We start from the raw sequence: 25,770 nt of genomic DNA on the forward strand, positions 1-25,770 counted from the left end.
GGGGCAGAGTGGTCGTCCATGGTGAGGCTGGACCGTCTGGTCAACGTGCTGGGTGGGTACGGGGTTCGGTTGTGCTGCTGCCCGGTGTCGCGGTCGGCGGAGCTGCGCGGCGTGGTGCTGCGGGACGCCGCTGACGACCGCGCCGAGGTCGGCGACGTCTACCTCGCCGTCGGCGTCGGGTCCGTGGCGGAGGCCGTGCGTGCGGCGGCGTCGGCACGGGCGGTCGTCGTGCTCCTGCGGGGCGGCGAGGAGCTGTTGGCGGACGCCGTCGCGGTGGGGGAGGCCGAGGGCGTCGCGGTGATGCTGGCGGACCCGGCCCTGTCGTGGAGCCAGCTGGCGGGGGTCGTCTACGGCCTCGTGCTGGAGGGCAGGGAGACGGAGTCGGGGCGCGGTCCCACCGACCTGTTCGCGCTGGCCGACAGCCTCGCGGCCGCCGCGGGAGGCGCGGTCACGATCGAGGACCCGCTGTCGCGCGTGCTCGCCTACTCGGGTCCGCAGGACGAGGTCGACGCGGCCCGGCGGGAGACCATCCTGGGCCGCCAGGTGCCGGCCGGGGTGCGCGAGTTCTTCGACGCGGCGGGCGTGCGGGCGCATCTGGCGGCGTCCGACGAACCGCTCTTCGTCGCGGGCGATCCCGCGCGCGGCCTGACCGGGCGGGTGGTGGTCGCGGTCAGGGTGGGCCGCGAGCTGCTCGGGGCGATCTGGGTGGCGTGCCCGGCGCCGGTGGAGGGCGCCCGGCGCACCGCGCTGACCGACGGCGCCCGGACGGTGGCGTTGCACCTGCTGCGGTCACGGGCCAGCGCCGACCTGGAACGACAGGTGGAGTCCGAGTGGGTGATCCGGCTGCTGGAGGGGACGGCGGACGCCGCGACCGTGCTGAGCCAGCTCGGGCTGCCACCGGGACCGGCCAGGGTGGTCGCGGTGCGCGCCCACGTCGGCGACGAGCGGCACGCGGCCGTGCTGCTGGCGTTCGAGCAGGCGACGACCGGGTTCGGCTGGTCGCGGCCGGGACGCAGCGCGCTGTCCGGCACCGGCGTCTACACGATCCTGCCCGGCGAACGGGTGGCCGCGGCGCGGAGCTGGCTGGCGGCGCTCGAAGCGGCACTGCCCCGCGACGTCACCGTGTCGGCGGGGATCAGCGCGGTCGCCGAGCCCGCGGACCTGCCCGCGGCGCGCCAGGAGGCGGACGAGTGCCTCGCGCTGCACGAGATGCGGACCGGTGACGCGGCGCCGCTCGCCTACGACGAGTCGTGGGACGAGATCCTGCTCCAACGCCTGCGCACCGCCGCACGCGTCGGCCGGGCGTCGGCGCGCGGACCGGTGGCGGACCTGCGCAAGCACGACGGCGAGCACGGCACCGACCACGTGGCGACGCTGCGGGCGTGGCTGGAGGCCCAGGGCGACCTCGCGACGGCGGGGGAACGGCTCGGCGTGCACGGCAACACCGTGCGCAACCGGCTGCGGAAGATGGCCGACGTGACCGTCCTCGACCTCGACGACCCCGCGAAGAGGGTCGCGATGATGATCGACCTCGCGGCGACGGTGTCGGAAACCGACAACCGGTGACCCCGCGGTTGTAGGAACCGGACATCCGGTTCGGGTCCTGTCCACCGCATCCTGGCTTCGGGAGCGCCGAGGACAGGAGGCAGGGATGAGCGGCGTCGAGCGCCTCGACGGCGGTCCGCGCACGGCGGTGGTCGTGGGAGCGGGCATCGTGGGGCTGTCCACGGCGTGGTTCCTCCAGGAACGCGGCGTGGACGTGACCGTCGTCGACCGCACGGGTGTGGCGGCGGGGGCGTCCTGGGGCAACGCCGGGTGGATCGCACCCGGTCTCGCGATCCCGCTCAACGAACCGGCGGTGCTGCGCTACGGGCTGCGGGCCCTGCTCGACCCGGCCGCGCCGCTGCACGTGCCGCTGACCGCCGATCCGCGGCTCTGGTCGTTCCTCGTGCGCTTCGCCGCGCAGTGCCGGTGGCCGTCGTGGACCAGGGCGGTGAAGGCGAACCTGCCCCTCAACGACGAGTGCGTCGAGGCGTACGACGTGCTCACCGCCAACGGCGTCGACGCGTCCACCGTCGACGCGCCGATCACCGCTGCCTTCACCACTCCCGCCCTGGCGCAGGGCCTCGTGCGGGAGCTGGACCGGCTCGCCGAAGCGGGACAACGGGTCGAGTACGCCCGACTGTCCACAGCGGACCTGGTCGAGCAGGTTCCCCTCGCATCAGACTCACTCACGGCAGGTGTGCGCATCGACGGGCAGCGGTTCGTCGACCCCGGCGGGTTCGTGCAGTCGCTGGGACGTGCGGTGGTCGCCCGCGGTGCCACCGTCCGGTCCTTCGAGGTGGCCGACGTCCTCGCCGAACGCGGTGGCGTCACCGTGAAGGCACAGGACGGCACCGCCCTCTCCGCCGACGTGGCGGTGCTGGCCACCGGCGCCTGGCTGCCCGCACTGGCGGCACGGGCGGGTGTCCGCACACCGGTCCGCGCCGGCCGTGGCTACTCGTTCACGGTGCCCGTGGACAGGCCCGTCCCCGGCCCGGTCTACCTGCCGGAGGTGCGCGTCGCGTGCACGCCCTACCGGGGTGGTCTGCGGGTCGCGGGCACGATGGAGTTCCGCGACCCGGACGCGCCGCTGGACGAGGCGCGGATCGCCTCGATCATCTCCTCGGCCCGGCCGCTGCTGGCCGGCGTGGACTGGGAGGGCCGCACCGACGTCTGGGTCGGTCCGCGCCCGGTCACCCCGGACGGCAGGGCGCTCGTCGGCGCGACCCGGACGCCGGGCGTCTACGTCGCGGGCGGGCACGGCATGTGGGGTCTCGCGCACGGACCCGTCACCGGGCGGCTGCTGGCCGAGCAGGTCACCACCGGCAAACAGCCCGGTGCCCTGCGCGAGCTCGACCCGCTCCGGTGACCGCCGACCCCGCCGGTGCCCCGCTGACCGGCGACGAACGCGCCGAGCTGTCGTGGCTGCGCAAGGAGAACGAGTTCCTCCGCGTGCAGCGCGACCTCCTCCTGGACGTGGCGTCCGGCTATGCGCACGACTTCGACGCGCTGCTGCGCCGCCCCTGCTGACCTCTTCCCCTGTCCGCGCGGGTCGAGGGCCGAACCCGGCTCGCACGGACGCCCCCGCCGTCAGGGCGGTACCTCCCTCCACACCGTCCTGGCGGCACCTACTCGTGCCCTGGAGGCATCATGACGAGCACGACCCCGCGCGTGTGGCTGTCACCGCAGGCGCACCACCGGCTGCGCAACGAGCTCACGGCGCTGCTCGCGCGGTCCCACCGCGGCGACCAGGACGGCGCGCGGATCCGGAAGATCAACGAGCTCCTCACGAACGCGATCGTGGGGGAGGACCCGCCCGACGACGGCGTCGCGGAACCCGGCATGGTGCTCACCGTCCGCTTCGACGACACCGGCGAGACCGAGACGTTCCTGCTCGGCGCCCGCGGTGCCGAGCACGGCGCGGTCGAGGTCTACTCGCCGGACTCCCCGCTGGGTGCGGCCCTGCTCGGCGCCCGCCGGGGCGAGCAGCGCGCCTACCGGACCCCCGGCGGCACGACGATGTCCGTCACGCTGCTCAACGCCGTGCCCTACGGGAGCCTGGCGTAGCTCACTGCCGGACGGTCGCCGCGATCGCCTCGGTGACCGCCGCGACCGCCGGGGAGACCGGACCGGGCAGCCGTGCGACCAGCACCCGGCGGACCTCCGGCGGCGCGCCCTGGACCCGCAGGGTGCTCACGCCGTCCGGCAGCACGGGCGTCAGCTGCTCGGGGACCGTGGTGACGCCGAAGCCGCCGGCGACCAGGTGCAGCTTCGTCAGCCAGTCCCGTGCGCTGTGGACGATCCGGGGCCGGCCCGGCAGGCCCGGCCAGACCCCGAGCAGCGGCTCGGAGGTCGTGCCGGGCGTGGAGATCCACGGCGCGTCGACCAGTTCGTCGACGTGGACCGACGTGCGCCCGGCGAACGTTCCGGTGGCGGACGCCGCGACGAGGAGCTCCACGTCCTGGACGGTCGTGACGTGCAGCCGCGGCGACTCGCCGTCCGGCGGCCGGTGCGGCGGGCGGGACGTCAGCACGGCGAGGTCGATCGAGCCGGTGCGCAACGCCCGCGCCAGACCGGGGGTGGTGCCCTCCCGCGTGGTGACCCGGATCCACGGCGCCGCCGCGGTGAGCCGTGCCAGCGCGGCGGGCAGCACCACCGGGCCCGCGCTCAGGATCACGCCCAGCCGCACCACCTCGGCGCGCGGGTCGCCGGACAGGTCCCTGCCCGCGGCGTCGACGGACGCGAGGATCGTCCTGGCGTGGCGCAGCAACGTCAGTCCCGCCGGGGTGAGCCGCACCCCGTCCTGCCGCCGTTCGAACAGGGTGACGCCCGCGCCGCGTTCGAGCGCGACCGCCTGCCGGGAGACCGCCGACTGCGTGTAACCCAGCTGCGCGGCGGCCGCGGTGAAGCTGCCCGACTCGGAGATCTGGCACAGCACGCGCAGGTTCGCGCTCGACACGTCCATGCCGACCACGCATACCAGAGATGCCAGATCTTCGCTTCCCGCATGCCGGAACCGCTCCTAGCGTGAAGGGTGACCAGACAGGAGTTCTTCAGTGCTAGCAGCAACTTTGACGGCGTTCGGCTCTCCGCTCGCCGTGCGGGACGTGCCCGATCCGCGGAACCGCGGCGGCGAGGTGGTGGTCGAGGTCCTCGCGACCTGCGTGCCCCCGTACGCGGACGAGGTGTTCAGCGGCGAACGGCGCTACCCGCTCGAACTGCCGGTCATCCCCGGTGTGGGCGGCATCGGCCGCATCGTTTCCGTGGGTCCTGACGCGACGAAACTGCGCGAGGGCGACCTGGTGTGGTGCGACTGCACCGTCCGCGCCCGCGACGACGCCTTGACACCGGACATCACCCTGCAGGGCTGGAGCTCGCGCGGCGAGGGCGGCGCACGACTGGCCCGGCACCTGCACGACGGCTCGTTCGCCGAGCTCATGCGGGTGCCCACCGAGAACGTGCACCCGCTGCCCGAATCAGCCGATCCCGTGCGGTGGTCCGCGCTCAGCGTGCACACCATCCCCTACGGCGGCCTGCTCGCCGGCGGCCTCGAAGCGGGGGAGACGCTGCTCGTCAGCGGCGCCACCGGCACCCTCGGCAGCAGCGCGGTCGCCGTCGCCCTCGCCATGGGCGCCGGGCACGTGGTCGTGCCCGGCCGCAACCGCGCCGTGCTCGACCTGCTCGCGGACCGGTTCGGCACGCGGGTGACCCCGATCGAGCTCACCGGCGACGAGGACGCCGACCGCGCGGCGATGAGCGTCCGCACTGTCGACATGGTCCTCGACCTGCTGCCACCGCAGGCACCCAGCTCGGTGGCACGCGCGGCGGCCATGACCGTGCGCGAGTACGGGCGGGTCGTGCTGATGGGCGGCGTCGGCATGCTCGGCGGCGCCGACCTGGCGCTGCCCTACCCGTGGATCATGCGCAACTCGGTCACCGTGCGCGGGCAGTGGATGTACCCGCGAACCGCGAACGCGGGCATGATCCGCCTGGTCGCCGCGGGCGCGCTGGACCTCGACGCCGAGCGCTTCACCACGTTCGGCCTCGGCGAGGTCAACGAAGCCGTCCGCCACGCGGCGGCGCACGGCGGTCCGTTCGACCGCACCGTTCTCACACCCGCCGTCCGCTGAGACCGGCACCTGGTCCGCGGCGTCGCCGGTGAGGGTGGGTGTGACGTGACCAGGCAGGCCCACCCCCGCGCGAGCTAGCGTCGAGCCCGTGGAAACGCGCAACGCACTGGGCGCCTTCTTGCGGGCTCGCCGGGAACGGACGAGCCCGGACCGGGCCGGCGTCGAACCGGACTCCCGGCGCAGGACACCAGGTCTGCGCCGGGAGGAGGTGGCCCTGCTCTCCGGCGTCAGCACCGACTACTACGCCCGCCTGGAGCAGGGACGCGAACGGCATCCGTCCGACCAGGTGCTGCACGCCCTGGCCAGGACGCTGAACCTCGACGCCGACGAGACCGCGCACCTCCGGCGCCTGGCCCGCGCGACGCCGGCGAGGAGCCGCCGCCGCGCCGCCGACCGGGCGGAGCCGGTCCTGCTGCGCCTGGCGGAGGGTTGGAACCACGTGCCGGTGCTGGTGATCGGGCACCGGATGGACGTCCTCGCCACCAACGGGCTGGGCAGGGCCCTGCTCGCCCGCATGCTCGACGAGGGCGAGACCAACCTCGTCCGCTTCGTCTTCCTGCACCCCGCCGCCCGCGAGCTGTACGGGAACTGGGACCGGGTCGCCCGCTCGTCGGTGGCCGCGCTCCGCGCCTCCGCCGGTGTCCACCAGGACGACCCCCGCCTGAACGAGCTGGTCGGTCAGCTCTCCGTGCGCAGCGGGGAGTTCCGCACCCTGTGGGCGCGGCACGAGGTGCGGCCGAAGCGGCGCGAGTTCAAGCAGTTCCTGCACCACGAGGTCGGCGAGCTCAACCTGAGCTACGACACGGTGACCGCCAACGGGATCGCGGACCAGCAGCTGATCGTCTACCACGCCGAGGACGACGCCACGCGGCAGGCGCTCGCCCTGCTGGGCACCCTCGCCGCCGAGTACCCGCCCGCCGTCGAGCTGCCGGAGAAGAAGATCCGGTCCACTTGAGACGGTTCGTCACGCCTGTGGGGACAGAAGAGTCTTCGCGTGCTCGCGGAGCAGGCGCTTCGCGCCGTCGAGGTCCAGGCGGTCGGGGTCGGTGAGCATCGTCAGGTGGATGCCGTCGACGACCACGAGCAGTCTGGTCACGTGGTCGTCGACCGCGTCCTCGGCGACCCGTCCCTCGGCGGCGAGGACGCCGAGCCAGCGGGTGAGCACCTCGGCGGACGCCCGCCGGCCGGAGTGCAGGAGCTCCGCCGTCGCCGTGCTCGCCTCGGGGCCGAACGACAGCCGGTAGTACTCGAGCCACCCCTGCAGCGAGGTCTCCACCTGCCCGGGAAGCGGCAGGAACTGGTCGAGGCGGTCCGCGAGGCGCTCGGCCGGCGGCCGGGACGCGTCCGCGATGTCCCCGTCCTCCAGCGTGACCGTGACGAGCTCCGCGGCCACCGCCTGGTGCAGGGCGGTCTGCGAGGGGAAGTAGTTGCGCAGCGTCGTCGCTCCCACGCCCGCGGCGGCGGCCACCGCCCGCACGCTCAGCGCCGCCAGTCCCTGCGCCTTCGCCAGGTCCACTGCGGCGCGCAGGATCTGCTCACGTTTGCCGACGCTCATCGCGCCACCGTACCGCACAGTGTGCGGTACGGTGTGCTGCCCTTCGGCCGGTGATGCGGGTCCGGGGTTCGACCGGGGCGGAACAGCCTGCCCGCGTCCGTGCCGACACCGGGCCATCACCCCGCGGTGAGCTTCTCCGCGACCGCGGCCTCCAGAGCGCGCAACGCCACCCGCAGGCTGTCGTCGTCCGCGGCCTCCCGGGAGGTGAGCAGCTCGACCTCGCTCGAACCCGCGCCGCTCGGCCGCGCGGTCAGGCGGCCCTGCTGCTCGTCGTCGCGCACCCAGCGGATCGTGCGTCCCTCGGCGTCCAGGTCGAGCTCGCAGCCGCGCAGCCGGTCCGGCAGCCACGAGGTCTCCTGCGACCGGTCCGCCGCGGTGTTGAGCACGATGTCCGCGTCGGCCTGCATCGTCGTCGTGTCCCGGATCTCGGTGCTGTCCATGGCGGCCGAGTACCCGTCGGCGCAATGGGAAAACGGGCGGGGAGTCCCCTGTGCACACCGGACGGCCGGAGCGTGCCTCTACGGTGGTGGCGTGGCCGACACCCGACAGCGCCTGATCGACGGCGCGATCGAGACCATCCGCACGCACGGTCTGACCGGGACCACGGCCCGCAGCATCGCGGCCACCGCCGGGGTCAACCAGGCGCTGGTCTTCTACCACTTCGGCACCGTCCACGACCTGCTCCAGGCCGCCTGCCTCGCCGCCACGCGGGCCAGGGTCGAGCCCTTCGCGGAGCGGCTCGACCAGGTCACCGACCTGCGCCAGCTCCTCGCCCTCGGCCGTGACCTGCACGCGGGGGAACGCGCCCAGGGCAACGTCATGGTGCTGGCCCAGCTGCTGGCCGGAGCCCAGACCGACCCCGCGCTCGCCCACGCCACCGCGGAGTCGCTGCAGCTGTGGATCACGCCGATCGAGCGCGCCCTGACGAGGTTGCTCGCCGGTTCCCCGGTGTCCGAGCTGGTCGACACGGCCGGTCTCGCGCGGGCCGTGAGCGCCGGGTTCATCGGGCTGGAGCTGTACGAGGGCGTCGACCCGGACGGGGCGCGGGCGGCGCTCGACTCGCTCGACCGGCTGGCGGTGCTCGTCGAGGTGGTCGACGACCTCGGACCCGTCGCCCACCGAGCCCTGCGCGCCAAGCTCCGCAGGACGAGCAAGAAGAACCGCTAGGAAAGGTTTGAGCAACTGCTCAAATCCGTCTACCCTCGTGTTTGAGCACTTGCTCAAACACGAGGAGGTCCTGTGCCGCGGCGACGAGCGCTGTACGTGGAGACCGTGATCCGCGCCGACCTCGACGAGGTGTGGCGGCGGACCCAGGAGCCGGGCCCGCACCAGCGGTGGGACCTCCGGTTCACCCGGATCGACTACCTGCCGAAGGCGGCACCGGACGCGGAACAGCGCTTCCGGTACGCGGTCCGCGTCCTGCCGGGGCTCGAGGTGGACGGGACCGGCGTCAGCGCCGGCGAGCGCACCAGGCCCGACGGCTCCCGGACCTCGGCGCTGCGGTTCGCGTCGGAGCACCCGTTGTCGTTGATCCGCTCGGGCGCGGGCTACTGGCGCTACGTGCCGACCGGCGCGGGCGTCCGGTTCCTCACCGGCTACGACTACGAACCCGGCTGGGGCCGGCTGGGCGCGCTGGCCGACCGCCCGTTCCGGCTGCTCATGGGATGGGGGACGGCCTGGTCGTTCGACCGGCTGCGGCTGTGGCTCGAACGCGGCGTGCCGCCCGAGGCGTCGTTGCGGCGGGCGCTGCTGGACGTCGGGACGCGAGCCGCCGCCTGCGCCGTGGCGTGGTGGACCGGCCCTGCCGTGCTCGCCGCCGCCGTCACCGCCGGCGCCCTGCTGGTTCCGCCCTCTCCGACCACCCCGGCCGCCAGGAGGTGCCGGCGGACCCCGCCCGACCGGCGTTCCGCGACCGCACCGGCGACCCTGTCCACCTTGGAGCTCTCATGACCTCGATCTTCCAGCGCGCCCTCGGCGACGACTTCGCCCGGCTGCACCCGCGGCTGCGCCGCCGGTTCGGCTTCGCCAGCGACGACGGCGTCGCCTGCGTCGGCACGGGCGTGATGGACCGGGTCTGGCACGGGCGCGGCTTCACCCGGCCGTTCCTGTGGCTCGGCGCCCAGCGCCACATCCTCCTGCCGGGGCAGGGCGAGAACATCCCCTTCACCATCGAGAACTACCCCTACCGCGACTCGCTGGGCAGGGAGACGGTGACGTTCGTCCGCACCTTCGACCTCGACCGCCCCCGGCGCTGGGACGCCACGATGATCTACAGCCCCGAACGGCGCTCCGTCGTCGACTACCTGGGCACGCACCAGCACGTCGCCGTCGACCTCGACCTGTCCGTGGACGACCGCGGCGCGCTCGTGATCCGCAGCGGCGAGCAGCGCTTCCACGAGGGCCCGCTGCACTTCCGCATCCCCGGCCTGGTGACCGGCACCGCCGTGGTCCGCGAGTCCTACGACGACGAGATCGGCCGGTTCCGCATCGACGTCGAGGTCTCCAACCACCGGTTCGGGCCGCTCTTCGGCTACCACGGCACGTTCACCTGCTCCTACCCCCGCGGCGAACCGGTGCCGGAGGCGATCCGGCCGGTGCGGGAGCAGGCGAGGGTCTGACCGCGGTTCAGCGGGCGTGCGCGGACATGCGGATCGCGAGCTGGGTCCGCGACCGAACGCCGAGCTTGCGATAGGCCCGGCCCAGGTGCGTCTCCACCGTCTTCTCCGTGACGAACAGGTTCTCGGCGATCTGCCGGTTCGTGAGCGCCCCGGCCGCGAGCTCGGCCACCCGCAGTTCCGACGGCGTCAGGGCGGCGACCCCGGTCACCTCGATGCGGGGCATCCGCCCGCCGCCGGTGGCGAGGCCGGCGCGCAGCCGTTCCGCGAGGGCCTCCGCGCCGCACTCCACGGCGATCTCGGCGGCCTCCCTCGTGGCGGCGCGCGCCTCCGCCCGGTCGTCACGCCGCTGGAGCGCGGCGCCGAGGTCGGCCAGCGCTCCGGCCAGCTCCAGCCGCGCCGGGCCTCCGCGCAGCAGGCGCACCGCCTCCGTGAGCGTGGCGACGTCGCCGTCCGCACCCGCCCGCAACGCCATCGCCTCCTGCCGCGGCACGCCGCACGCCCGCGCCAGCCGCAGCTGCTCCGCGACGAGCGCGGCCGCTTCCCCGCGACGTCCCGACTGCCGGTGTGCCTGGGCCGCGTACAGCCGCCACTGCACGTCCCACAACCCGACCACGCCCCACTGTTCGTACAACGTCCTGCACGTCATCGCGTCGGCCAGCAGCGCCTCGTGGTCGCCCCTCGCAGCGTGCAGACGCATCCGCGACTCCAACAACCACGTGTGCAGCGAGGAACGGGGTGGTTCGCCATCGGCCAGCACCCCGTCGTCGAGCACCGCGCGGGCCTCGTCCAGCCTGCCGCGTTCGACGAGCAGGTGGACGCGGGCGGCCTGCAGCGCGGGCAGTGCGACGTTGGGCCGCGGCGCCGCCTGCGTGCCGAGCTCCACGTGCTCGTCGGCCGCCGCCAGGTTCCCGCGCAGCAACGAGATCCGGGCCAGGTAGGCGTGCACGATGCCCACGGCGAACAGCTGCCCGCGTTCCAGGGTGTTGCGCAGCGCCCGCTGGGTGCGCTGCTCGGCCTCGACGAGCCGGTCGGCGACGAGCAGCGTGTTCACCGCGGACCAGATCGCCGACCGCTCCGGCGTGAGCCGGTTGGCGTCGAGCGCCGTCCTCGCCAGCGCGACCGCGTCGTCGGCGGGCCCGCCGGTGAACAGCCCCTCCAACGCCAGGTGCGCGGTCAGCACGGGGTCGCCGTCCTCGGTCGTCGCGCGGAACGCGGCCAGCCGGGCGACGAGCTCGGCGCGTGCGGACAGGTCCGCGCGGGCCACACCGAGCAGCTCCGACACCAGGTCCCGGACGAGCGGGGCGGGCGCGTCCGGCGGCAGCGCGCGAGCGGCCTGCAGCAGCAACGACAGCGCCGCACCGACCTCGCCGCACGCGTTGCGGAACCGCGCCAGGCTGTACCCGCACCGAGCGCGCTGCTCCGGCGTGGCCGCCCACGCCAGCGCCTCGCGCAGGTGGACGTCCGCGTCGGTGTGGGACAGCCGGTGCACCTCGCAGTTGCCCAGCAGGCGGCTGACCTCCGAGCGCACGTCCGCGTCCGGCGGTTCCTGCCGGGCGCGGGCGAGGTAGGTCGCCGCGTCCGGGGGTGACCCGCGCTGCCAGGCCTGCGCGGCGGCGGCCACGAGCACCTTCACCCGGTCCCGCCGCGCCGCGGGCACCGTCCGCAGCACGTGCGAGGCGACCCTCGCCACCGGAGCCCCGGCGGAGGCCAGCACGGCGGCCGCGCGGTCGTGCCCAGCCCCGCGTTCCGCAAGGGGGACCAGCGACAGCACCACGTCCCGCAGGACCACGTGCCCGAACGCGGGAGGGTCGGCGGTGCCGAAGAATCCGTGCCGCACCAGGCGTTCCGCGCAGACCGCCGCCGTGGCGACGTCCACCCCCGCCTGCGTGGCGACCAGGGCCAGCGTCGTGTCGTCGCCCAGCACCGCGACCGCGCGGGCGACCCGTCGCACCTCCTCCGGTTGCCGGCGCAACCGGGCGGCGACGTGCTCCCGGACCGCGTCGGGCCCGGCCGAGGCCACCGCCGCCGCGTCACCGGCGCTGTCGTCCTCGGCCAGCACCCGCACCAGCTCCCGGACGAACAGGGGGTTCCCGGCGGTCGTCACGTGGCACGCCGCGCAGAACTCGTCGTCGGCCCCGGCGACCGCCTCCCTGACCAGCCGCGCCACCCCGGCCGCGGTGAGGCTGCGCAACCGCAGGTGCGCGCAGTCCTCGGCGGCGAGCACGTCGTCGAGCAGGTCGCCGTCCTCGTGCTCACCGCTGCGCGTCGCGACGACCAGCAGCACCGGGACGGAGTCCAGCCGCCGGGCGAGGAAACCGAGGAACCGCATGGAGGAGGGGTCCGCCCACTGCGCGTCGTCGACGACCACCACCTGCGGCCCGCTCTCGGCGAGCGTCACCAGCAGCCAGTACAACCCGTTGAAGAGGCTGAACAACGAGCCCGTCGCACCGTCGCCGAGGTCGAAGATCCGCTCGGTGGCCGCCGCGGCCCCGCTGAACAGCACCCGCCGCCGTTCCTCGTCGGCGGGCAGCACGGGCTCCAGCAGCTGGCGCACCACGCCGAACGCGAAGTCCCGCTCCAGCTCGGCCCCGCGCGCCGACAGCACGGCGCACCCGGCGTCCGCGGCCGAGGCGCGGAACCGGCGCACCAGCGCCGTCTTGCCCATGCCCGCGCCCGCGTCGATGACGACCACCCCGCCCCGGCCCCGCGCCACCGCCTCGACGGCGGCCCGCAGCACGGCTGTCTCGGCGTCCCGTTCGACCAGATCGGGCAACGGGTCGGTGCCTACGGGATGCGAACGCATGACCGAGTTCTAGCGCACCGCGTCCCGGCCCGCGACAGCCGGGCGCACGAGCTGAATTCGAGGGCGGGTTTCGTCCTGCTCCATTCAGTTCTCGGGAAAGGGAGAACGGGTTCTCGTCGCTGTTTTCCGATCACCACCGGTCTCCTCGAGGTCGCCACCGCGCCACGTGACGGTGCTCTTCGCCAGCGTCGCGTGGCACAAGTTCAGCACGAAGAACTCGCACTCGTCTTCGTCGCCGTTCCGCAGTGCCTCGTCGTTGTTCCCGCGCTGAACAAAACCCGGCATTCTGGTTTCCTCGTTTCGTCATCGGCGAAACGAGCGAGAAAAGCAATCCCCGTTGATTTCCCGCTGTCGCTCTTCGCCTGAATGACGCTGAAGAAGGAATGTGCCCCCGACGTCGGGGAAGCCCCTACATGTTCCCCTTCAGTTCGCTGCCGCACACCGCGATGCCGGCCGCCGCGCGCGACTGCTCGTCCTGGTCACCGGTCTCGGACGCGATCGCCAGCGCCTCCCGATGGGCGGCGGGCGCACCGGGACGGCCGGCCGCGCGCAGGGCCTCGGCCAGGCCGTTGAGCGCGTTCGCCTCGCCGTAGCGGTGCCCGGTCGCCCGGAAGATCTCCAGCGCCTCCTCCTGCACGCCGACCGCCTCCTCGGGGCGGCCCAGGTGGACGAGGACCTGGCCGAGGTTGGACAGCGCCGCGGCCTCCCCGTAGCGGTGGCCGAGGTCGCGGAAGTGGGCCAGCGCCTCGTGCAGGTGCGCCGCGGCGGACGTGTGGCGGCCGAGGTGGGTGTAGGCGTCGGCCAGGTTGGTCAGCGCGCTCGCCTCGCCGGCGCGGTCGCCGAGCTCGCGGAACAGGTCCCTGCCCGCGCTCAGGGCCTCGGCGGCGCCCGCGTGGTCGCCCGTCTGGCCCTGCACGGTTCCGAGGTTGGTCAGCACCGACGCCGTGCCGTGCCGGTCGCCCAGCTCGCGGTAGCGGACGAGCGCCTGCCGGAGGTAGCCGACGGAGGCGCCGACGTCGCCCAGCCGGTCCTCGACGATGCCCAGGTGCGACAACGCGCGGGCCTCGCCCGCCCGGTCGGAGCGGTCGCGGTGCAGGCGCAGCGACTGCCGCAGGCGGGCCGCCGCGGGTCCGTAGCGGCCGAGGAGGCGGTGCACGGCGCCCAGGTTCGTCAACGCCCGTGCCTCGCCCTCGCGGTCGCCGGCCAGCCGTGCCGCGCGCAGACCGCCGGTGTGCACGACCAGCGCCTCGGTGTGGTGCCCGGTCTCGAGGTAGCGGTACAGCACCTCGGCCAGGCGCATCGCCTGGTCCGGACGGTCGTGGGCGGACGAGCACAGGTCCATGAGGTTGGGACGTTCGGCGTCGAGCCACGCGCGCATCCGGGCGGGGTCGGCCCCCGGCGCGACGACCCGGCCGGTCGGGTAGACGACGTCGACCGCCGCGGCTGCGGACGTCAGGTAGTGGTCGAGCAGCCGGTCGAACGCGGCGGACCGTTCGGGATCGTCCCGGGCCAGGTCGACGGCGTACGCGCGGAGCAGGTCGTGCATGCCGTGCCTCCCTCCCGGGCCGCGGTCGACCAGGTGCGCCCGGACGAGCACCTCCACCAGCAGGCCCGCCGCGTCGTGGTCGAGGCCGGTGAGCGCGGCGGCGCAGGCCACGTCGAAGTCGCGGCCGGGATGCACGCCCAGCAACCGGAACAGCCGCGCGGCCTGTGCCGGAAGGTGCTTGTAGGACCAGGAGAGCACCTCGCGGACCGCTGCCCGCCCGTCACCGCCGCCGTCGAGCAGCCGCAGCCGCCGCTGCCGGTCACCGAGCTCCTCGACCAGCTCGGCCAGCGCGGTCTCGGGCCGGCTGACCACGAGCTCCGCGGCGACCCGCAACGGCAGCGGCAGGTACGCGCACTGCTCGGCGAGCGCGGCCACCGCGGACGACCCGGAGCGCACCCGGTCGCCGATCAGCCCGCGCAGCAGCACGACCGCGTCGCCCCGCCGCAACGGCTTGAGGTCCAGCCGCCGCGCGCCGTGCACCGCGACCAGGCTCGCCAGGCTGTCCCGGCTCGTCACCACGACCACGCACGACGGCGTGCCGGGCAACAGCGGCCGGACCTGCTCGACCGTCGCCGCGTTGTCCAGCACGACCAGCAGCCGCCGGTCGGCCACCTCGGTCCGGTACCGGGCCGCCCGCGCGTCCACGTCGGCCGGGACGGCGGCACCGGTGACCCCCAGCGCCTCCAGGAAACCGCTCAGCACGTCCGCGGCGCTCACCGGCTTGCCGGCCTCGTAGCCGCGCAGGTTCGCGTACAGCTGGCCGTCCGGGAACCCGGCGCGCAGCCGGTGTCCCCAGTGGACGGCCAGCGCGGTCTTGCCCACTCCCGCCGTTCCGCACACCGCGACCACCGTCGTCGCCGCCGGGTCGCGGTCCGCGAGCATCCCGTCCAGGACGGCCAGTTCCGTTGCGCGGCCGAGGAAACCGGACGCGTTGGCGGGCAGCTGGGCGGGCACCGGACCGACGCCGCGGGGGACCGGTGCCAGTTCGTCGAGCAACTCCGCGTGGGCGGCGACGAGCTCCACTCCGGGGCCGATCGCCAGTTCCTCCCGCAGCACCCGCCGGGCGCTGTCGTAGACGGCGAACGCGTCCGCCCGGCGGCCGGCCGCGGCGTAGGCGCGGACGAGAAGTGCCTGCGCCGCCTCGTCCAACGGGTGGCCGGCCGCGTGCTCCACCAGCAGCGGCACCACGTCCACCGCCCGGCCCAGCCCGATCACCGCCTCGGCGTGGGCGAGCAGCGCGCCGCGGCGTTCACCCAGCAACGCGACGACCTTCGCGTGCCCGGTCAGTCCGGGGTGGTCGGCGAACGGCCGCCCCTGCCACAGGGCAAGCGCTTTCCCGAGCAGGTCCGCGACCTCCTCCGCCGCACTCGTCCTGCCCGCGGCCGCCACGAGGGAGCGGAACCGGTCCACGTCGACCTCGTGGTCCGGGACGTGCAACGCGTACCCGTTGCCGGCGAACGGAATGCTGGTGCTGCGCGCATAGCGGTGCCGGTCGGGGTCGAACAGCCGGCGCAGGTGCTTGACGTGCGTCTGGATCACGTTGGTGGCACTGGGCGGCGGGTTCTCGCCCCACAGCGCGTCGACCAGGTCCGCGCGGGACACCACCCGCCCACCGGCGAGGGCGAGCAGGCCGAGCACGGCGCGCCGTCCCGCCGGACCGAGGTCGATCTCCCGGCCGTCCCGCCAGGCCCGCACCGGGCCGAGAACCTGGACGCGCACCAGCACCCCCCATGCCACAACCATGCTGGCACAGGCCGTTCGACCGCGGCAACGGGGTGAACCTGGTGGCACGCGGCCGGTTCAGTCTCCGTCCAATCTGCGTCCAGACCTCCCGGGCAGCGTCAGCGGTGTCGGTTCCCGAACCCACTGGAGGTGCTCCGGATGATCCGGCAGCGAAGACTGACAGCGGCGCTGGCGGTGGTGGCAGCCGTCTTCTCCCTCGCGGTGGTGCCTGCCGCGACCGCGGCCGCACCGAACCTCGCCACGATCGGCGCGGCCGGACCGCACGCCACGCGGTTCGGGACGAGCGGTCCGAAGGCCCTCGCGAACGTTCCCGACGACCAGGTCAAGTGCGGGGTCGACGGCTGGAAGCCCACGTGGAGCCCGAAACCGACGGTCAACTTCGGGCTCAAGATGCAGTGCAACGGCAGATGGGTGCGCGGAGTCGTGCACCTCTACCTGTACTACCGGTTCAGCCAGAGCGACACCTGGACGCTCGCCGCCAGGAACGAGTTCATCCCGCTCCCCGGCGGCGACAGCTCGACCCTTGTGCTGCAAGGGCTCTCGCACACGCTCACGCCGTGCTTCCCGGCCTACTGGTACGGCCAGATCTACGTCGAGGCGACCTTCTACGCCGGCAGCCCGCTGACCGACTGGGCGTGGTTCGGCACCTCCCTCCCCGACCCGTTCCTGACCTGCTGAGGTGACGATGACCATCCGACCACGCCTGATCGGGCGCCTGGTCGCGGCACTGGCCGCGGTGCTCGTGGTGACGGCCGCTCCCGCCGGCGCCGCACCGGGAACCGGCGACGCGTTCCGCGCCGGTCCGGCGGTTCTCGTCGTGCACGGGCAAGCCCCGGACGTGCGGGTGCAGGCGACCCCGCCGCAGTCGTTCTGCTACGTCGGCGTCGCCTGGCCCGCCGCGATCGGCGCCGACTGGAAGGCCACCGCCACCTGGGGGCTCGACTGCCGCAGCCTCGCCGACCCGAACGCCCCTGCGCCGGACATCTTCATGGTCCTGATGGACGTGCACATCTACCAGGGCGTCTACAGCCCGTGGCACGAGGGGACCGAGGTCGCCCACGTGTCCTGCTCCAGCGGGTCCGGACCGAAGCCGACGTGCTCGGCGACGACCCCGGCGGCACTGGAGTTCGGCGTCCCGTACTTCACGAAGCTGCGCGTCCAGGTGGCCCTCAACGGCGGCAGCAACCCGGTGGGGGAGTTCTACACCGAGTCCATCCGCCGCACGTGACCCGCCGCTCCGCTTCCCGACTCCTTGGAGGTACACCGTGTCCCACCGCGTCCGCACCGCCGTCTCAGCCGCCGTCCTCGCGGTGACCAGTGCCGCGGCACTCGCCGTGACGGCGGCTCCGGCGTCCGCCGCCCCCGCGGGGGAGGGCGCCACGTTCACCGTGACGCTGACCAGGACGGCCGCCGCCGGCCTGGGAGCGCAGGAGGTCATCACGTGCGGCGGATCCGTCGGCTACCCGTGGGTGCTGGGCATCGACGTGCGCGTCGACGTCTTCGCGAGCTGCGACGCCCCCGTGGACCTGATCAGCGTTGCCGCCGGCGTCGAGGCGGACGGGGTCCTCGTCGCGGACAACGGCGGCACGAGGGCCGCCACCAGCTCCCACAGCGTCGCCTCGACCTACCAGTGCCTCGGCACGACCAAGACCTATCGGGGTGTGGGCGTCGTGACGTTCACGAAGTACGGCTACCAGGGTTCTCCGCTCACGATGGGCGGGGCGACGCCCCGGATCACGCTGAGCTGCTGACCTGACGTCGGACAGGCCCGCGCCTCACGGGGCGCGGGCCTGTCCGTTGCGCGACGGGTCCATCACGACCTGGGCGACCTGGTCGAGGTAGAAGTCCGGGGTGTCGTCCAGGTGGGCGAGGATGCGCGGTGCGAGCCAGCCCAGACCGTCCACCTGCTCCCGCAGCAGGCGCTTCTGGCCCTCGACGTCGCGGTGGTCGACGTCGAAACCGGCAGCGGGGAAGGAGAACATGGCCATCGCGCGGGTGGCGTCCCGGATGGGGCGCAGGGCGGCGGAGCGGCCGGTGTGCTTCTCCCGGTTCTCGAGGAACCAGCGTTGGGAACGCTGTAGAACGCGAGCACGAGCCCGAGGTGGCGGATGTACCGCTCCCGCGGTCCGAAGACCGCCGCGCGCAGCGTCGAGTGCAACCCGCCGGCCCCGACCACGAGGTCGAAACGGCGCCGGCCGCCGCTCGCGAACGTCACGTCGACCCCGTCCGCGTCCTGGGCGAGGCCGGCGATCCGGTCGCCGAACACGTACTCGACGGTGTCGCGGGTGTCGTCGTAGAGCACCTGGGACAGGTCGCCGCGCAGGATCTCGATGTCCGAGACGTACCCGTCCCCGCCGCCGTCGTCGTCGGCGCGGTAGGTCTCCAGCGCGGTGTCGGCCTTGGCGGCGTTGGTCGCGCCTGCCACCAACACCCTGCTGCCGCTCATCGCGACCCCCCGAAAACGCTCGTACGGACAACCGCGTGGGTCCCGTCCGGTGTGGACGGTTCGGCGTCAGCGCGGGTCGTGCAGGACGAGCGGCAGTGCGGACACGCAGGCGACGGCGACGAGCACGCCCACGAGCGCCAGGACGAGCGGCCTGCTCGCGACCAGACCGCGGTCGCGGCCCAGCGCGACCAGCGTCGCGGTGGCGGCGGCGGTGCAGACGGCGGGAACGACGGCCAGTCCCCACCCCTGGCGCACCGCGACGTGGAGCAGGAACAGGAAGCAGGCCGCGGACGAGAGCGTGGTGCGGGTCCACGCGAGGTTCGTGCGTTCGGGCTGCAGTCCGTTGTCGCGGTTCACCCCGCGATCACCAGCACGGCGCCCACCAGGGCCAGCAGCAGGACGCCGGTCGCGAGCACCGGCACCATCGTGCTGCGGGGGAGGGGTTCCCCCGCCCTCATGGCGCGTTGGACGCGGTACCAGCGCGGGAAGCTCGTGGCGGCCACCGTCGCCGCCAGACCGATGCAGGCCGCCGCGAGCACCGTCGTGCCGCCGGGGAGCTCGAACGGGGGCAGGAGCTGGCGCAGGCCGACGCCGGCGGCCAGCAGGCCCAGTGCGGTGCGGATCCACGCGAGGAACGTGCGTTCGTTGGCCAGCGTGAACCGGTAGTCGGGTTCGGTGTCCGGTGGTCCGGCCGACATCGTTCCCCCTCGTCTCTCCCGTGTGGTCGGTCGTGGTCGCCCCCAGTCTGCGGGAGCCGGTCCCCGCCGCACGAATCGACCGGTGCCGGCCTCGGAACCTCCTCCGCACACCCGCGACGATTTTGAGGAACGGTCGTTCTTGACTGATCGTTCCCGAAAAGGCTACGGTGGGCGCATGGGACGAAGAAGGTCATTCGACGTGGACGAGGCCGTGGAGGCGGCGGCGGACCTGTTCGCCCGCCGTGCCTACGACGGCGTCTCGATCGACGACCTCGTGACTCGGCTCGGCGTGCACCGCAACAGCCTCTACGGCGTCTTCGGCAGCAAACGCGGGTTGTACCTGGCGGCGTTGCGCCGCCACGTCGACCGGGACGTCCGGCCGTGGCTCGCCCGGCCGGACGACGCGCCGCCGTGGGACCTGCTGCTGGTCGCCGCGGTGGACCGGGCGCCGGACGACCCCGAGGTCGCCGAGCTGGTGTCGTCGGTCCTCGCCGACGTCGACGCCGCGACGGGCGACCCCCGCGCCACCGACGTGCTGGTGGGGCGGTGGCTGCGCCGGCGCGCGGAGGTGTCCGAGTCCCACGACGACGTTCCCGACCTCGACGACGCACCGCAACCGGTGCCCGGTAAGGAGATCTGACGTGGCAGTGATCAGCGTGCAGGGACAGGACCTGGTGGTGGAGATGGAGGGACTGGACAAGCTGTGGGCGTTGAAGAGCAGGCTCACCATCCCGCTGGCGCACGTGCGGGGCGCCACTGTGGACCCGGGAATCCTCGGTGAGCCCAAGGGGATTCGGGCGCCCGGCACGCACGTGCCCGGTGTGATCACGGCGGGCACGTTCCACCAGGACGGCGAGAAGGTCTTCTGGGCGGTCCGCGACGCGAAGAAGGCCGTGGTCGTGGAGCTGAGCGACGAGCGCTACACCCGGCTCGTGGTCGAGGTCGACGAGCCGCGCGAAGTGGTGGCCATGGTCGAGAAGGCGACGCGCCGATGAGGATCAGGCTCGCGGTCGCCCTAGCGGCGGCGGTCTCCACCACGGTGGTCGCGGCCCCGCCCTTCACCGCCGTCGCGTCGGCGATCGGGCCGTCGAGCGGCCGGCACGAGTCCGCGGCCCTGCTGCCCGCGCACGACGAGGAGGTGTCCTTCGTCGTGGACGGCACGACGACCCACGGAACGCTCCACGTGCCGGCGCGGCGCCGCGGCGAGCGCCTGGCGGCGGCCCTGCTGCTGCCGGGCAGCGGTCCGACCGACCGCGACGGCAACCAGCCCCCGTCGCTGACGCCGAACACCTTGCGCGACCTCGCGACCGCGCTGGACCGCGACCGGGTCGTGACGCTGCGGTTCGACAAGTACGGAACCGGCCGCACCGGCCTGGGCGCGTACGCCGGACGGCCCCAGGACCTCGACTACCCGGCTTTCGTGCGGCAGGCCGCGGCGGCACGCGACCTCCTCCAGGGTCGCGCGGAGGTGCACCGGCACCGGGTGGCGCTCATGGGGCACAGCGAGGGCGGTATGACGGCACTGGTGCTCGCCGCGGACGCCCCCGCCCGGCATCGCGCCGCCGCACTGGTCATGCTGCAACCCCAGTCGTTGCGGCTGCTCGACGTGCTGGCCATGCAGCTGCACGACCAGATCCGGCAGCTCGTCGACGCCGGCCAGCTGTCCCCGGAGGACGCCGCCGTCGTGGACCGCGCGATCGACACGGCCGTCGCGGACCTGCGCGCCGGTCGCCCGGTCGACACGACGGCCATGCCGGCGCCGCTCGCCGCGCTGTTCGGGTCGCTGGCCGGGCCGAGCCGGAAGTTCGTGACGACCGACGACGCGGTGTTCCCGCCCGACGTCGCCCGTCGCCTGCCGCGGATGCCCGTGCTCCTGACGTGCGGCGAGCTCGACGTGCAGGTGCCCTGCCACACCACGGACCAGCTCGCGTCCGTCGTGGGTCACCGGGTGGTCCTGCCCGGTGTCGGCCACTCGATGACCACCGCCGACGGGACGCTCTCGCCCGTGCTGACCGGGCAGCTCCGCGCCCTGCGGTGGTGAGGACGCTCCATTCGAGACGGACGCGGGTTCCGCGTCTCGAATGGAATGCGCTTTCCGGGTGTTACCCGGTCGAAGCCTCCGTTCAGGCGTAGAGGGGACTCGGCGTGTGTGGGTTGATGAAGGGGCAGTGCGGCTGTGCCGTCGGGCGTCGCCGCTCGCGCTGAACTCGACCTCCCGGGGGAGACCTGACGTGGCGGCACGCCGAGCACTCGTCCTGATGCTGACCACGGTCACGGTGGGCGTGCTGATGACCGCACCGGGCAAGGCCGCCGCCGCGGGCAACCCGTGGACCGGGGTCGACGGCGTCACGGCGCGGTCGGAACGGCAAGCCGGGTTCACCCTCGACCGTTCGGCGCTGGCCGCCGGTCTGGCCGGAACCGGCACCGTCGAGACCGTGCTGCCGACGCCCGCGGGCACGTTCGAACGGTTCGCGCTCGTGGACACGCCGGTGATGGAGCCGGGTCTCGCGGCGCGGCACCCGGAGATCAGGACGTACGCGGGCAGGGGCCTGGACGACCCGACCGCGTCCGTCCGCGCGGACCTGACGCCGCTGGGGTTCCACGCCTCGGTGCGGTCGCAGCGCGGACAGTGGCTGGTCGCCCCGCAATCCCGTGGCGACCGGAGCCTCTACGCCAGCTCTTTCGAGCTGGGCCCGGCCGAACCGTTGCGGGAGGCCGTTGCGGCGTACGCGCCGCAACGGTCACGTCCCGCCGGCGCCGGGAGAACAAGCCCGGTCGTGCAGCTTCGCACCTACCGGCTCGCGATGATCAGCGACCCGTCCTACGCGCGGTACTTCGGCGCGGAGAACGTGGTCGCCGCGAAGGCGGCCCTGGTCAACCGGATCGCGCAGATCTACGAGGACGAGCTGGCGATCCGGTTGCTGATGGTCGACGGCACGGACCGGCTCAACCTCAGCACGGACGCCCTGGCGACCGGGCCGGACGGTCCGTGCGGCTCCGCGCCGTGCTTCTCGCCCGGGGAGCTCCAGCAGTGCGTGACCGGAACCCTCGGCCGCGCCGCGACGGTGCTGGGGCAGCTGATCGGCGCGAGCAACTACGAGATCGGACACGTGGTGCTGGGCGTCCGGGGCGGTGGCGGGGGAGTGCCCGGCGTGGGCGGCCCCGACAAGGCGGCGGCGTGCACCGGCATCGCCACACCCGCCGGTGATTACTTCGCCGTCGACTACGTGGCGCACGAGGTGGGACACCAGTTCGGCGCCGAGCACACCTTCGACGGCACCCAGTTCGGGTGCGGCACCGGGCAGCGCGTCGCCGGGTCCTCCTTCGAGCCCGGCAGCGGGTCGACGATCATGTCGTACGCGGGCATCTGCCAGCAGGACAACGTCCAGCGCCACAACGACCCCTACTTCTCCCACCGCACCCGCGCGGAGATCGCCGCGTTCACCTCGCCGTTCCCGTGGAACCTGGACGAGGTGCAGAACGCGTCGCTGCGGGACTTCGGCAGCGGCGACTCGTTCACGCTGACCTACGACGGCCGCAGGTCCGCGCCCGTCACCCACGCCGGCTACACCCGGGAGGCGATCAAGGCGGCCGTGGAGTCGGTCCTGCCCGCCGGTGGACAGGTCGAGGTCGCGGGCCTCGGGGACAACGTGAACCGGCCGACCCCCTTCGACACCACCGGTTTCCAGGTCACCTTCGGCGGAACCCTGGAGGGGGTGGACGTTCCCGCGCTGGGCATCGACGTCACCGGGGCGTCCGGCTGGGTCGGCGAGACGACCAAGGGCGGCCCGCAGGTCAACGAGGGCCACCTCGTGCAGCCCACCCGCAACCACGCGCCGCTCGTGAGGATGCCCGCGCGCCGCACCATCCCGGCACGCACCCCGTTCGCCCTGACCGGCCACGCCTCCGACCCCGACGGCGACCCGGTCACCTACCTGTGGGAGCAGGACGACCGCGGCGGCGAGAACGGCACCGCGTTGGTGGACAACCACAAGACCGACGGCCCGCTGTTCCGCGTGTTCGGCACCGCGGCCGTCGTCAGCGCCGAGGACGCGCTGAAGTACCACTCGCCGGGCGCCAACGCCGTGAGCACCGACCCGCGCCGGGTGTTCCCCGACCTCGCGCAGATCGCGGCGAACAACACCAACGCGCGCACCGGCCGATGCCCGGCCGCGCCGCCGCCTCCGGCACCGGAGACCGGCTTCGACACCAACGTTCCCGCCGGCCTCGTCGACTGCTACTCGGAGTTCCTCCCCACCGCCGACTGGGTCGGTGTGGACGGTGCGCGCACCCTGCACTTCAAGCTCACCGCCCGCGACGGCAGGCAGGGCGGCGGCGGGGTCGGCAGCGCCGGCACCGAGCTCGTGGTCGCGCCGGGCACCGGACCGTTCCTGGTGACCTCCCAGGCCTCCCGCGCCACGTACCGCGGCGGATCGTCGCAGCGCATCACCTGGGACGTGGCGGGAACGGCGAAGGCCCCGGTGAACGCGGCCGCAGTCCGGATCACGTTCTCCACCGACGGCGGACGGACCTTCCCGCACGTGCTCGCGTCCGTCACCCGCAACGACGGGGCCGAGACCGTGCGGTTGCCGCAGGTGCGGACCGACCGGGGCCGGATCGGGGTCGAGGCCGTCGGCAACGTCTTCTTCGATCTCAACGACGCCGACCTGACGATCACCGGCTGAGCGGGGCTGGTTGGATGACGCCGTGCACTACACCGAGGTGGAGCGAACCGTCCGCGAGCTCGTCGCGGGAGCGGATGACGGGCAACGGCACCGGTTCGGCGCGGAGACGGTCGTCCGGCTGACGACGGGGGACGACCTCGCGGACGCGGCGGAGGCCGAGTTCGACGACGACGCCCGGCAGGCGTTCGAGCAGGCGTGCGCCGATCCGGCGGGAAGCACACCGGAGCAGCTGCGCGCGTGGCTGGACACCATCGACGGGGGCATCCTGTCCGACGGCGACATGGAACCGCAGGTGCTGTGGGCGCTGGAGGCGTTGGAGCATTGGGCCGGGTTCCTCGCCGGCCGCGATCCCGAGCTCGTCGCGCAGCTGGCGATCCGCGGGCTGGAGGCGGTGGACCACGAGGTCTCCGCGTCCCTGGACGACTTCCTCGCCTCGCCGGAGATGGCGGCGGAGTTCGCGCGGATCGAGGGGCACCTGCGCCCGGCGGCCAAGGCCTGACGCGCGTCAGGCCCCCTCCTCGACGACGAGCCGCAGAACCGTGGCCAGCCACAGCAGGTCCTCCGTGGCGTCCGGCGCGCTGCGCCGTCCGTTCACGCGGCCGACGAGGCTGCGGTACCGCTCCGCGTCCGCGGCGATCCCCGATTCCAGGGACAGCAGCACGGCCCTGAGATCGGTGTCCCCGAACAGATCGGAGACCAGGTCCGCCGCGGCGGTGGTGCCGGGACGGACGTCCCGCGCCCTGGCCCGCGCGACGGCGTCCACGACCTGGCGGGCCCACCAGATGGCCGCGCCGGGCGGTGCCTCCCGTCCCGGTGCCGCGGTGTTCAGCTCCAGGAACGTGCCGAGCCGGGTGCGGAAGTCCTGGTCCCGCACCAGCTCGGCCAGCTCGATCCAGGCGTCCACCTGGTCGGGCGCCGGGTCGTCCGGCAGGTCGATGCGCAGTGCGCGCACCCGGTCGCGCAGCGCGGGGTCGATGTCGAGGCGGTCGAACACGTCCGCCTTGAAGTCGTCGATGATCTGGGCGCGTTCGGCTGCCGACAGCCGGGCCAGGCGGTTCATCAGCGAGGTCTCCTCGAGGGTGGGTCGTCGTCGGGCCACAGTGGACAGAACGGCTCTGCTCACCTTGAGCGCGCGGATCTGCGCGTCGATCGCGGTCACCTGCGCCGCCGCGACCTCGGCGACGGTGTCCCCGCGTTCGAGCACCCCGCGCACGTCGTCGAGCCCGAGACCCAGCTCGCGCAACGTGCGGATCAGCTCGACCCGGAGCACCGACGCGGCGTCGTAGAGCCGGTAGCCGCTCGCCGAGCGGCCGGCCGGCGTGATGACGCCCTCGTTCGACCAGAAGCGCAGGGTGCGGGCCGAGAGGCCCGTGCGGCGCGCCAGCCGGCCGATGGTGAGCAGGTCGCTGCGTTCGTCCATGAGGGCAATCCTGGACTTTGCAGCCGCTGGAAGGTCAAGAAGCGCAGCCTGACCCTGGCAGGAGCAGGAACAACGGGGAGAGGCACCACCGCCTGAGCGCGGTTGGCGTTCCGGACATGGACGCCACCGGGCCCGCGAACGCGGCAGAAAACCCCCTCGGTGCCTTTCTGCGGGCACGCCGCGAGCTGGCCGACCCGGCCGAGATCGGGGTGCCGCCGATCGGCCGCCGGCGGACGCCGGGCCTGCGCCGGGAGGAGGTCGCGACGCTCGCGGGCATCAGCGCGGCCTACTACACCCGCCTCGAACAGGGCCGGGACGCCAACCCGTCGCCGCAGGTGATCGAGGCGCTCGCGCACGTCCTCGGCTTGGACTCCGAGGCACGCGCCTACCTGCGCGGGCTGGTGGCCGACGCGCCCGCGTCCCGGCCCGTCCGTCCCGCCGAAGCCGTCTCGCACCGCCTCACCCAGCTGCTCGACCGCTGGAGCGGCGAGGCGGTGATCGTGGTCGGCCGGTTCCGCGACGTCCTGGCCGCGAACGCGCTGGCGGTCGCGCTCAACCCCGGCTACCGGCCCGGCCGCAACCTG

General features: G+C 73.8%; 28 protein-coding genes. 19 read left to right on the top strand and 9 right to left on the bottom strand.

Features of this window, described 5'->3' with window-relative positions; all coding sequences use genetic code 11:
• The first annotated feature begins 18 nt into the window (after window positions 1–18).
• The 4 genes from VF330_RS35250 to VF330_RS35265 all read left to right on the top strand — a co-directional run bounded on the left by VF330_RS35250 (window position 19) and on the right by VF330_RS35265 (window position 3,609).
• Window positions 19–1,566 carry a helix-turn-helix domain-containing protein gene (locus VF330_RS35250; RefSeq protein ID WP_330856063.1) on the top strand — a complete coding sequence of 516 codons (1,548 nt, stop codon included), beginning with the start codon at window positions 19–21 and terminating at the stop codon, window positions 1,564–1,566.
• 85 nt (window positions 1,567–1,651) lie between these two features.
• On the top strand, window positions 1,652–2,911 hold the full coding sequence (locus VF330_RS35255; RefSeq protein ID WP_330856064.1) for an NAD(P)/FAD-dependent oxidoreductase: 1,260 nt from the start codon (window positions 1,652–1,654) through the stop codon (window positions 2,909–2,911).
• Window positions 2,908–3,072 carry a hypothetical protein gene (locus VF330_RS35260; RefSeq protein ID WP_330856065.1) on the top strand — a complete coding sequence of 55 codons (165 nt, stop codon included), beginning with the start codon at window positions 2,908–2,910 and terminating at the stop codon, window positions 3,070–3,072. The genes VF330_RS35255 and VF330_RS35260 overlap by 4 nt, the downstream gene beginning before the upstream one ends.
• A 120-nt stretch (window positions 3,073–3,192) precedes the next feature.
• On the top strand, window positions 3,193–3,609 hold the full coding sequence (locus tag VF330_RS35265; RefSeq protein WP_330856066.1) for a GreA/GreB family elongation factor: 417 nt from the start codon (window positions 3,193–3,195) through the stop codon (window positions 3,607–3,609).
• Between the two features lies 1 nt (window position 3,610).
• Here the strand turns inward: VF330_RS35265 and VF330_RS35270 are convergent, their stop codons facing one another.
• Window positions 3,611–4,507: a LysR family transcriptional regulator gene (locus VF330_RS35270; protein ID WP_330856067.1), complete on the bottom strand. Its 897-nt coding sequence runs from the start codon at window positions 4,505–4,507 to the stop codon at window positions 3,611–3,613.
• 91 nt (window positions 4,508–4,598) lie between these two features.
• Here VF330_RS35270 and VF330_RS35275 point away from each other — a divergent pair, with 91 nt between their 5' ends.
• Both VF330_RS35275 and VF330_RS35280 read left to right on the top strand, forming a co-directional pair.
• Window positions 4,599–5,672 (top strand): alcohol dehydrogenase catalytic domain-containing protein, encoded by a 1,074-nt coding sequence (locus VF330_RS35275; RefSeq protein ID WP_330856068.1) that lies wholly within the window; start codon window positions 4,599–4,601, stop codon window positions 5,670–5,672.
• Window positions 5,673–5,760: 88 nt separating this feature from the next.
• Window positions 5,761–6,627 carry a helix-turn-helix transcriptional regulator gene (locus VF330_RS35280; protein ID WP_330856069.1) on the top strand — a complete coding sequence of 289 codons (867 nt, stop codon included), beginning with the start codon at window positions 5,761–5,763 and terminating at the stop codon, window positions 6,625–6,627.
• Window positions 6,628–6,636: 9 nt separating this feature from the next.
• Here VF330_RS35280 and VF330_RS35285 read toward each other — a convergent pair whose 3' ends face one another.
• Window positions 6,637–7,227: a TetR family transcriptional regulator gene (locus VF330_RS35285; RefSeq protein ID WP_330856070.1), complete on the bottom strand. Its 591-nt coding sequence runs from the start codon at window positions 7,225–7,227 to the stop codon at window positions 6,637–6,639.
• A gap of 116 nt (window positions 7,228–7,343) precedes the next feature.
• Window positions 7,344–7,667, bottom strand: coding sequence for a hypothetical protein (locus VF330_RS35290; RefSeq protein WP_330856071.1), 324 nt, complete (start codon window positions 7,665–7,667; stop codon window positions 7,344–7,346).
• Window positions 7,668–7,758: 91 nt separating this feature from the next.
• Here VF330_RS35290 and VF330_RS35295 point away from each other — a divergent pair, with 91 nt between their 5' ends.
• The 3 genes from VF330_RS35295 to VF330_RS35305 all read left to right on the top strand — a co-directional run bounded on the left by VF330_RS35295 (window position 7,759) and on the right by VF330_RS35305 (window position 9,845).
• Entirely contained in the window at window positions 7,759–8,394 is a 636-nt protein-coding gene (locus VF330_RS35295; RefSeq protein WP_330856072.1) for a TetR/AcrR family transcriptional regulator, read from the top strand.
• A 72-nt stretch (window positions 8,395–8,466) separates the two neighbouring features.
• Window positions 8,467–9,177, top strand: a complete 711-nt coding sequence (locus tag VF330_RS35300) for a hypothetical protein (protein ID WP_330856073.1) — start codon at window positions 8,467–8,469, stop codon at window positions 9,175–9,177.
• Window positions 9,174–9,845 carry a DUF4166 domain-containing protein gene (locus tag VF330_RS35305; RefSeq protein ID WP_330856074.1) on the top strand — a complete coding sequence of 224 codons (672 nt, stop codon included), beginning with the start codon at window positions 9,174–9,176 and terminating at the stop codon, window positions 9,843–9,845. Before VF330_RS35300 ends, VF330_RS35305 begins: the two co-directional genes overlap by 4 nt.
• Before the next feature lie 7 nt (window positions 9,846–9,852).
• Here VF330_RS35305 and VF330_RS35310 read toward each other — a convergent pair whose 3' ends face one another.
• Together VF330_RS35310 and VF330_RS35315 are read right to left on the bottom strand one after the other, a co-directional pair.
• On the bottom strand, window positions 9,853–12,648 hold the full coding sequence (locus VF330_RS35310) for an ATP-binding protein (protein WP_330856075.1): 2,796 nt from the start codon (window positions 12,646–12,648) through the stop codon (window positions 9,853–9,855).
• 409 nt (window positions 12,649–13,057) lie between these two features.
• Entirely contained in the window at window positions 13,058–15,937 is a 2,880-nt protein-coding gene (locus VF330_RS35315) for an AfsR/SARP family transcriptional regulator (protein ID WP_330856076.1), read from the bottom strand.
• Between the two features lie 138 nt (window positions 15,938–16,075).
• On the opposite strand from VF330_RS35315, the gene VF330_RS35320 reads away from it, so the two are divergent.
• Genes VF330_RS35320 through VF330_RS35330 form a run of 3 tightly spaced genes read left to right on the top strand, consistent with a single transcriptional unit; the run spans window position 16,076 to window position 17,688 of the window.
• Window positions 16,076–16,615 carry a hypothetical protein gene (locus tag VF330_RS35320; RefSeq protein WP_330856077.1) on the top strand — a complete coding sequence of 180 codons (540 nt, stop codon included), beginning with the start codon at window positions 16,076–16,078 and terminating at the stop codon, window positions 16,613–16,615.
• A gap of 7 nt (window positions 16,616–16,622) precedes the next feature.
• Window positions 16,623–17,165 (top strand): hypothetical protein, encoded by a 543-nt coding sequence (locus tag VF330_RS35325; RefSeq protein WP_330856078.1) that lies wholly within the window; start codon window positions 16,623–16,625, stop codon window positions 17,163–17,165.
• A 37-nt stretch (window positions 17,166–17,202) separates the two neighbouring features.
• On the top strand, window positions 17,203–17,688 hold the full coding sequence (locus VF330_RS35330; protein ID WP_330856079.1) for a hypothetical protein: 486 nt from the start codon (window positions 17,203–17,205) through the stop codon (window positions 17,686–17,688).
• A 24-nt stretch (window positions 17,689–17,712) separates the two neighbouring features.
• Here VF330_RS35330 and VF330_RS35335 read toward each other — a convergent pair whose 3' ends face one another.
• The gene (locus VF330_RS35335) at window positions 17,713–17,925 is read right to left on the bottom strand and encodes a hypothetical protein (protein ID WP_330856080.1); all 213 of its coding nucleotides are present in this window, start codon (window positions 17,923–17,925) and stop codon (window positions 17,713–17,715) included.
• A 120-nt stretch (window positions 17,926–18,045) separates the two neighbouring features.
• On the opposite strand from VF330_RS35335, the gene VF330_RS35340 reads away from it, so the two are divergent.
• A complete protein-coding gene (locus VF330_RS35340) occupies window positions 18,046–18,234 on the top strand; it encodes a hypothetical protein (RefSeq protein WP_330856081.1) in 189 nt (62 codons plus the stop codon).
• A gap of 215 nt (window positions 18,235–18,449) precedes the next feature.
• Here VF330_RS35340 and VF330_RS35345 read toward each other — a convergent pair whose 3' ends face one another.
• Both VF330_RS35345 and VF330_RS35350 read right to left on the bottom strand, forming a co-directional pair.
• Window positions 18,450–18,740: a DUF202 domain-containing protein gene (locus tag VF330_RS35345; RefSeq protein WP_330856082.1), complete on the bottom strand. Its 291-nt coding sequence runs from the start codon at window positions 18,738–18,740 to the stop codon at window positions 18,450–18,452.
• Window positions 18,737–19,081, bottom strand: a complete 345-nt coding sequence (locus tag VF330_RS35350) for a YidH family protein (protein ID WP_330856083.1) — start codon at window positions 19,079–19,081, stop codon at window positions 18,737–18,739. The genes VF330_RS35345 and VF330_RS35350 overlap by 4 nt, the downstream gene beginning before the upstream one ends.
• Before the next feature lie 175 nt (window positions 19,082–19,256).
• Here VF330_RS35350 and VF330_RS35355 point away from each other — a divergent pair, with 175 nt between their 5' ends.
• The 5 genes from VF330_RS35355 (at window position 19,257) to VF330_RS35375 (ending at window position 24,265) form a co-directional block, all read left to right on the top strand.
• On the top strand, window positions 19,257–19,721 hold the full coding sequence (locus VF330_RS35355) for a helix-turn-helix domain-containing protein (RefSeq protein WP_330856084.1): 465 nt from the start codon (window positions 19,257–19,259) through the stop codon (window positions 19,719–19,721).
• A gap of 1 nt (window position 19,722) precedes the next feature.
• On the top strand, window positions 19,723–20,076 hold the full coding sequence (locus tag VF330_RS35360) for a hypothetical protein (RefSeq protein WP_330856085.1): 354 nt from the start codon (window positions 19,723–19,725) through the stop codon (window positions 20,074–20,076).
• Window positions 20,073–21,122, top strand: coding sequence for an alpha/beta hydrolase (locus VF330_RS35365; RefSeq protein ID WP_330856086.1), 1,050 nt, complete (start codon window positions 20,073–20,075; stop codon window positions 21,120–21,122). The genes VF330_RS35360 and VF330_RS35365 overlap by 4 nt, the downstream gene beginning before the upstream one ends.
• Window positions 21,123–21,312: 190 nt before the next feature.
• Complete coding sequence (locus VF330_RS35370; protein WP_330856087.1) at window positions 21,313–23,766, top strand: reprolysin-like metallopeptidase; 2,454 nt, start codon at window positions 21,313–21,315, stop codon at window positions 23,764–23,766.
• 22 nt (window positions 23,767–23,788) lie between these two features.
• Window positions 23,789–24,265, top strand: coding sequence for a hypothetical protein (locus tag VF330_RS35375; RefSeq protein WP_330856088.1), 477 nt, complete (start codon window positions 23,789–23,791; stop codon window positions 24,263–24,265).
• A 6-nt stretch (window positions 24,266–24,271) separates the two neighbouring features.
• On the opposite strand, the gene VF330_RS35380 is transcribed toward VF330_RS35375, so the two are convergent.
• On the bottom strand, window positions 24,272–25,186 hold the full coding sequence (locus VF330_RS35380) for a MerR family transcriptional regulator (RefSeq protein WP_330856089.1): 915 nt from the start codon (window positions 25,184–25,186) through the stop codon (window positions 24,272–24,274).
• A 116-nt stretch (window positions 25,187–25,302) separates the two neighbouring features.
• On the opposite strand from VF330_RS35380, the gene VF330_RS35385 reads away from it, so the two are divergent.
• Window positions 25,303–25,770 (top strand): helix-turn-helix transcriptional regulator (locus VF330_RS35385; protein WP_330856090.1); only part of this gene is annotated, 468 nt, incomplete at its 3' end.

This window comes from Lentzea sp., assembly GCF_036380075.1.
Taxonomy (GTDB): domain Bacteria; phylum Actinomycetota; class Actinomycetes; order Mycobacteriales; family Pseudonocardiaceae; genus Lentzea.

What these genes read in the sequence shown, in the direction of transcription:
- VF330_RS35250 (WP_330856063.1), top strand. Translation starts at nt 19, where the DNA reads ATGGTGAGGCTGGACCGTCTGGTCAACGTGCTGGGTGGGTACGGGGTT.
- VF330_RS35255 (WP_330856064.1), top strand. Translation starts at nt 1,652, where the DNA reads ATGAGCGGCGTCGAGCGCCTCGACGGCGGTCCGCGCACGGCGGTGGTC.
- VF330_RS35265 (WP_330856066.1), top strand. Translation starts at nt 3,193, where the DNA reads ATGACGAGCACGACCCCGCGCGTGTGGCTGTCACCGCAGGCGCACCAC.
- VF330_RS35270 (WP_330856067.1), bottom strand. Translation starts at nt 4,507, where the DNA reads ATGGACGTGTCGAGCGCGAACCTGCGCGTGCTGTGCCAGATCTCCGAG.
- VF330_RS35285 (WP_330856070.1), bottom strand. Translation starts at nt 7,227, where the DNA reads ATGAGCGTCGGCAAACGTGAGCAGATCCTGCGCGCCGCAGTGGACCTG.
- VF330_RS35290 (WP_330856071.1), bottom strand. Translation starts at nt 7,667, where the DNA reads ATGGACAGCACCGAGATCCGGGACACGACGACGATGCAGGCCGACGCG.
- VF330_RS35305 (WP_330856074.1), top strand. Translation starts at nt 9,174, where the DNA reads ATGACCTCGATCTTCCAGCGCGCCCTCGGCGACGACTTCGCCCGGCTG.
- VF330_RS35310 (WP_330856075.1), bottom strand. Translation starts at nt 12,648, where the DNA reads ATGCGTTCGCATCCCGTAGGCACCGACCCGTTGCCCGATCTGGTCGAA.
- VF330_RS35315 (WP_330856076.1), bottom strand. Translation starts at nt 15,937, where the DNA reads ATGGTTGTGGCATGGGGGGTGCTGGTGCGCGTCCAGGTTCTCGGCCCG.
- VF330_RS35320 (WP_330856077.1), top strand. Translation starts at nt 16,076, where the DNA reads ATGATCCGGCAGCGAAGACTGACAGCGGCGCTGGCGGTGGTGGCAGCC.
- VF330_RS35325 (WP_330856078.1), top strand. Translation starts at nt 16,623, where the DNA reads ATGACCATCCGACCACGCCTGATCGGGCGCCTGGTCGCGGCACTGGCC.
- VF330_RS35335 (WP_330856080.1), bottom strand. Translation starts at nt 17,925, where the DNA reads ATGGCCATGTTCTCCTTCCCCGCTGCCGGTTTCGACGTCGACCACCGC.
- VF330_RS35340 (WP_330856081.1), top strand. Translation starts at nt 18,046, where the DNA reads ATGTACCGCTCCCGCGGTCCGAAGACCGCCGCGCGCAGCGTCGAGTGC.
- VF330_RS35350 (WP_330856083.1), bottom strand. Translation starts at nt 19,081, where the DNA reads ATGTCGGCCGGACCACCGGACACCGAACCCGACTACCGGTTCACGCTG.
- VF330_RS35355 (WP_330856084.1), top strand. Translation starts at nt 19,257, where the DNA reads ATGGGACGAAGAAGGTCATTCGACGTGGACGAGGCCGTGGAGGCGGCG.
- VF330_RS35365 (WP_330856086.1), top strand. Translation starts at nt 20,073, where the DNA reads ATGAGGATCAGGCTCGCGGTCGCCCTAGCGGCGGCGGTCTCCACCACG.
- VF330_RS35380 (WP_330856089.1), bottom strand. Translation starts at nt 25,186, where the DNA reads ATGGACGAACGCAGCGACCTGCTCACCATCGGCCGGCTGGCGCGCCGC.